Annotated in this window: 6 protein-coding genes; 1 reads left to right on the forward strand and 5 read right to left on the reverse strand. The window is 41.3% G+C overall.

From position 1 onward, the window contains the following. Positions 1–51: 51 nt before the first annotated feature. The 5 genes from QZZ43_RS03735 to QZZ43_RS03755 all read right to left on the reverse strand — a co-directional run bounded on the left by QZZ43_RS03735 (position 52) and on the right by QZZ43_RS03755 (position 4,669). Positions 52–951 (reverse strand): DUF4382 domain-containing protein, encoded by a 900-nt coding sequence (locus QZZ43_RS03735; protein ID WP_291856393.1) that lies wholly within the window; start codon positions 949–951, stop codon positions 52–54. Between the two features lie 120 nt (positions 952–1,071). Further along, the gene (locus QZZ43_RS03740; protein WP_291856395.1) at positions 1,072–2,340 is read right to left on the reverse strand and encodes a PorT family protein; all 1,269 of its coding nucleotides are present in this window, start codon (positions 2,338–2,340) and stop codon (positions 1,072–1,074) included. Further along, positions 2,327–2,884 (reverse strand): RNA polymerase sigma factor, encoded by a 558-nt coding sequence (locus QZZ43_RS03745; RefSeq protein ID WP_291856397.1) that lies wholly within the window; start codon positions 2,882–2,884, stop codon positions 2,327–2,329. Before QZZ43_RS03745 ends, QZZ43_RS03740 begins: the two co-directional genes overlap by 14 nt. 5 nt (positions 2,885–2,889) lie before the next feature. Further along, a complete protein-coding gene (locus QZZ43_RS03750; RefSeq protein ID WP_291856399.1) occupies positions 2,890–3,678 on the reverse strand; it encodes a hypothetical protein in 789 nt (262 codons plus the stop codon). A 67-nt stretch (positions 3,679–3,745) separates the two neighbouring features. Further along, complete coding sequence (locus QZZ43_RS03755) at positions 3,746–4,669, reverse strand: SMP-30/gluconolactonase/LRE family protein (protein WP_291856401.1); 924 nt, start codon at positions 4,667–4,669, stop codon at positions 3,746–3,748. A gap of 378 nt (positions 4,670–5,047) precedes the next feature. Here QZZ43_RS03755 and rbr point away from each other — a divergent pair, with 378 nt between their 5' ends. Next, positions 5,048–5,626, forward strand: coding sequence for a rubrerythrin (rbr, locus tag QZZ43_RS03760; protein ID WP_291856403.1), 579 nt, complete (start codon positions 5,048–5,050; stop codon positions 5,624–5,626). Positions 5,627–5,656: the final 30 nt, after the last annotated feature.

Raw genomic sequence — 5,656 nt, forward strand, 5'->3', positions numbered from 1 at the left:
AATCTAATTCATGTAAATCTAATTCATGAATTAGATTTACATGAATTAGATTTACTGGTCATTAATATCTATATCCAAAACAGTTTCGTTAAGGCTTTCAACTTGTACATCTTCTACAATCTTCAGAAACTGACTGAATTCGCCTTCGATAGTTTCAACCACTACCAGGTCGTAGGTTCCTGGTGCTAAAAATGCAAGTTTAAAGCTGCCTTCTTCGTCAATTGTCCAGTTTGTGATAGCATTTGGGAAACGGACTGCCTCTTCTTCCGGCTCTGCGGCGTCTTCTTCAGTGTAGTCTCCATTCTCATATGCGTACACCACAATTCCGCTTCCTTCTGGAATGTTGGTTACAGTACCTGTAATGCTTCCGGCCTGATTGTCCACCACCAGTCGGATAGTGGGTTTCAGAATATATTTTCCGGAACTCCCTGCTTTGACAACCGATTTGCGTGCATCGAAGTCGGCTGTTACCGAAACCTGACCATTTACGGGGACCGTAAAATCTCCGGTTGCTTTATAGCCTGTTTGGGCACCACTTGGCACAAAAAGGGGCTGTATAGTTCCATCTTCAAACTCAAGATAGCATCCTGGATTGGCAATGGCTGATGCTTGCTCTCCTTCGGGAGCGTCCAAAATAAACCGCAATTGGGTATAGTTTCCTGCACCCAGTTCAAATTGTCCCAGTAATTCAGATTCGCCACCGGTTAATTCAAGTAAGTTGAATGTGTCGGGCTCAAATCCTTCAAGCGATTTCCACTGGTTGTCTTTAATGTGATACTGAACATCTTTAACACCAATGTTAACTGCTGTAATTCCATCTGTTTCGATTGGTGCATCAGTTATTGACAGTTTTAGTGTTCCATTTCCTGTGGTTTCATCACCATCTTCGTTACACGATGCGAACAAGAATGGAGTGATTAATCCGATTGTCAGAAAGATTAGTTTCTTCATTATAACCCTTGATTTTTATGATTAGAAAATAAATACTCCTCCGGTTACCTTTAATTAGAGACCTCTTTGGTAAACGGCTTTGTATTTAAGACGGGAGCTGTTTGTAAGGGTTGGAAGTATTTATAAAGAAATTGTGTATCCTACCGAAAGTGTGAAGTTAAATGAGGTGTTGGTTGAGTGGTTTAAGTTACTGCTTATTTGCTTGTTACCTGTAAATACGTTCTTGAGTCCCTGGCGGTAAAATACACCGGCTGCCAGGGTGATTTTATCAGTCAGAGGTGCGAAATACTCATATCCGGCAGTCAACCCAAAATCGGTATTGGCATAGTCTGAGGATATATTAAAGGTTTCGCTTCCGATGAATTGACGTGCGTTATTTAAAAACCCTGTATAGATTCCTGCTGAAAATGCATGGTTCAACGTTTTTCTAAATGGGCGATAGCGTGCTTTCAGAGCTAGGTCGGTGTATTCCAGGTCAATGTTGTTGGACACATATTTTCCCTGATAGTACTCTTTGTAATGTTGCCCGTTTTGCCTGTCCATGCTAAACTGCCCAATTACTTCCCAACGTTCAGTAAGCGTTCCCGCAACACTGATTCCGTAATTTTGTTTGAATGTGGGGCGGGTGGCTGTCAATTCCTGAGGGTCAAAAGCTTCTACGGTTTTGGGGCTGATGAGCCACGTGTTGGCAATTTCGCCATGGGCAGAGATGGTTATTTTTGAAAAATATATTCTTCTATTGTTAATTATTGGGTGTGGAGGTTCCTGTTTAATTTTAGGATATTCAGGGTGTGCCAGTGGGCTTTCAGGAACAGTAATGAGCTGAAAATCGGGCATTGAGAATTCCATGGAAGCAAGTCGGCTATTCAAATAACGATTGGAATTATCCACTAACTGAATTTCCAATCCAACTGTATGAATTTTGAACGAATCAGATTCTAAAGAAGACTTTTTTTCAATTGATTTGGCGTTGGTTTGAACAATCAAACTGCTCTCTTCTGTAATGGGTATTAGCTCCGGTATTTCTTTTGTTATTTGGGTCGGGTTAGTTGTTGAATCTGTTTGAAGAATTTGGCTATTCGTTTGTATTGAGATTGTGTCAATGCTTAAATGGCTATTAGACGTTGTGTTTTGGGCAATAGGTTGCTCGGTGGATGTCTGGCGCACCCGGTTAATGAGCATATATCCCACAGATAACAGTAGCAGAATGCTCGCAGCAGATGATGCTCTCCAAATCCAGACTTTTCGTCGTTCTGCGGCAAGCGATTTTTCCAGCCGATCGTACACCAGGTCGATATCCAAATCGTTTTGAATATTCTCCCAGGTATTGGATGGTGGTTCGACCGCCCCTGATTCTATTGTTTTTTTATACCATTTAAGAAAGCTCATTCCTCTTCTTTATTAATTCTTTTAACCATCCCTGAAGCAAATGTCGGGCTCTGCTGAATTGTGATTTTGATGTGCCAACGGATATGTTGAGCTTTTCTGCAATTTCGTAATGGTTCATGCCTTGCAGTGTATATAAATTGAAAACCATTCGTGCACCTTCGGGCAGTTTAGCAACTTGTTCCAGCAACTCATTCATGTTCAACTCTGGTTCATTGTCCGGGAATTCCTCCTGCTCCGGAATTTCTTCATTTATCAGTGGCAGATTTTTGTACTTTTTGCGGGTGAAATCAATTGCTGTATTGGTTACGATACGTCTTATCCATCCTTCAAAAGAGCCCTGACTTTTGTAGGTGTCAATATTTCGAAAAATTTTCATAAAAGAGTCATGCAAAATGTCTTGTGCCTGCTCTCGATTTTTGGCATAACTCATACATACCCCGTACATTTTAGGGGCAAAACGGCGATATAAAACCTCTTGAAAATATCGCTTCTTTTTTTTACATCCTTCAATAATTTCCTCCTCAGGAAACAGTTCTCTATCCATTCATATTATTCAAAAACAAAAGAAAAAGATTCTTCCAGCCGCCCCTGTAAAGTAGTAAAAAAGGGCATGTCCTTTTCATTTTTATTACTGATGGTGATGGTGCTTTCCTCCGTTAATTCTTCTTTTTTATGTTGTGTCAGGAGGAAAACAGGAAAATATTTGAAAAAGTAGGCAGCATCCAGTGTGAGATATGCCTGTTCTTTTTGGTTCTTATTCAGAATGATATTGTCGGTTGGTCTTCCATCTTCCCTTTTCCCCTGGATGGTTATTTCCTGCTTCAGGCCGAATTGATAATTAAAAATTACTGGTTGTGATTTTCCCGAAGTGACTACTCCCGAAAATTCCAAAGCAGGAAGTTCTTCATTGCCCAGGAACAATTGGAGGTTAAGTTTCTGGTAAATACCCTGAGGGATGTCAAAGGAAAGTTTTTGTGAGACTGTAGTGTTTTCATCCAGTTTTATCTCTAAGGGAGGGTCAAATGGAATCTTCTCATATACATCCTCTCCCTGTTCTCGTTTTCCATCGATGATGATGTCTGTGATAAAAAAGGATGCTTTAAAAATCTCCATTTTTTTTATCAACCCCGGTGCAGTATTTTGATTTGGGGTGTTGGCCTGGCTTAGAGAACTGTTTTTGAGTAAAATTTCTGCGGATTGAGTTTCAATTTCATTATTCGTGAAAGGGATCAGATCAAAATTTACATCTACACTGGTGGGCAATGTCAGTTCGTCCTTCTGACATGCCCCCAGTATAAATGCAATAAGTGTTAAAAGAAAAAACCTTTGTTTGCGCATGTTATATTGGTTTTGGTAACTGATAGACGAACAGTGGCAAAAAAGGTTGGATTTTTGTTCGTTTTTTTTACCTGAAAAGATGTGCAGGAGTCCCTTTGACATCTGTTTCTATCACAAATAAAGACCCACTCAAAGGATATTGGGCCAGTTGTTCTTCAGTAAGTCCTTCCCGGGCGGTGGTAATGTAAAGGGTTGTGAGGTTGGGCCCGCCAAAAGCACAGGAAGTAACGTTGGGAGCCGGAACATCAATCTTTTCCATCAATTCTCCGGTTTCAGGATCCCAGCGATAAACTCCGCTTCCTCCCCAATGGGCAATCCAGAGTTTTCCTTCTCCATCGATGCTCATTCCATCCGGACTTCCCTGTTCTAAAGGAATTTCCAGCGCGACCCGTCTGTTGGCAACTTCTCCGGTAGAAGAGTCATAATCATAAGCAAATACCTTCTGGGTAGGTGTATCGATGTAATACATCAGATTTTTATTGCTGTCCCAGACGATGCCGTTGGAAATGGTAACATTACTCTCTTTAGTGTACAGGCTGTCGTTTTCGAACATGTAAAGCTTTGCTGCACCTTCTTTGGCCGTTTTCTCCATGGTGCCTACCCAAAATCGCCCCATTGGGTCGCATTTCCCATCGTTGAATCTCACATTAGGCAAAGCATCGGCGGGAAAAGGAGCTATTTGTTGTTTGGTTCCGTCTTCCCGCAAACCAAAAATCCCGGTTTCCTGGGCTGCTATGGCAAAAAACTCACCTGTTGATGGTACGACAGTGCCTACCATGCTCTCAAGGGAAATATCCTTAATCATTCCTTCATCGGGTTTGTACATAAAAACTTTTTCTCCGGTTATGTCCACCCATAGTAATGCGTCTTTTTCTGGATGCCATATTGCACCTTCACCCAGTTTGGCAGTGGGGGTATTTTTAACCGGTTTTACACCCGATGAGCAGGAGGCCAGCAGAATAATTGCTGAAAGAAATAATAGATTTTTCATGGTTTCTGATTTTATTGATGTGTGTAACTATAAAAGTAATCACTATTATCCGGAAAAACTTATTTATTGAAAAAAGATTGCTTCCCTTTGCTCGCAGTGGACTGTTCTACGGCATTTAGGCAGGGTGGAGGGGCTAATTTTGAGCCTTGCCGAAAATCCCTCCATTCCTCAGATTCCGGTAAGTCCTGCCATTTGGAATCCCGATCTTTTGGGAAAGCAATCTCAATTTTTCAAGGTGAATAGGGCTGGGGTGATATCTGATTTTTTTTTTTGACAATTTACCTCTGTATTTGATGCCATTATTTGGTTTCATTCTCAATATTTCCTTTGTTATTTTCGTCTTCAGAATTCAATTGGTTAAACAAAAAGAAAAATAATATGGACAAGTCATTAAAAGGAACAGAAACCGAACAGAATTTGTTGAAGGCTTTTGCCGGAGAATCTCAGGCACGCAGCCGTTATACCATGTTTGCCAAGCAGGCGCGTAAAGACGGTTATCGTCAGATTGAGGCTATTTTTATGGAAACTGCCGAACAGGAATTGCAACATGCCAAGCGTTTTTTTGATTTTTTGGAGGGGGGAGATGTTGAGATCACAGCGACTTATCCTGCGGGTAAGGTAGGAAATACCGCCGAGAATCTGGAAGCTGCTGCTATGGGAGAGAATGAAGAGTGGGAGGAGTTGTATCCCAAATTTGCTGAGGTTGCCGTTGCCGAAGGTTTTCAGAAAGTCGCCAACGCGTTTAAAAATATTGCCAAAGTAGAGAAAGAGCACGAAGCTCGTTACCGTAAGCTCAAAGCTAATGTGGACGAGGGAAAAGTGTTTGAACGGGAAGAGAAGGTCCGCTGGAGATGTCGCGTTTGTGGTTTTGTACATGAAGCCAATAAGGCTCCCAAAGCGTGTCCTGCCTGTAACCATCCGCAGGAACATTTCGAGATAGAACCGGATAACTATTAGTGATTTTTTTTTTTTTTTGAATTGCATAGA

Source organism: Marinilabilia sp. (genome assembly GCF_016278715.1).
Classification (GTDB): Bacteria; Bacteroidota; Bacteroidia; order Bacteroidales; family Marinilabiliaceae; genus Marinilabilia.

What these genes read in the sequence shown, in the direction of transcription:
- QZZ43_RS03755 (WP_291856401.1), bottom strand. Translation starts at nt 4,669, where the DNA reads ATGAAAAATCTATTATTTCTTTCAGCAATTATTCTGCTGGCCTCCTGC.
- QZZ43_RS03740 (WP_291856395.1), bottom strand. Translation starts at nt 2,340, where the DNA reads ATGAGCTTTCTTAAATGGTATAAAAAAACAATAGAATCAGGGGCGGTC.
- QZZ43_RS03750 (WP_291856399.1), bottom strand. Translation starts at nt 3,678, where the DNA reads ATGCGCAAACAAAGGTTTTTTCTTTTAACACTTATTGCATTTATACTG.
- QZZ43_RS03745 (WP_291856397.1), bottom strand. Translation starts at nt 2,884, where the DNA reads ATGGATAGAGAACTGTTTCCTGAGGAGGAAATTATTGAAGGATGTAAA.
- QZZ43_RS03735 (WP_291856393.1), bottom strand. Translation starts at nt 951, where the DNA reads ATGAAGAAACTAATCTTTCTGACAATCGGATTAATCACTCCATTCTTG.
- rbr (WP_291856403.1), top strand. Translation starts at nt 5,048, where the DNA reads ATGGACAAGTCATTAAAAGGAACAGAAACCGAACAGAATTTGTTGAAG.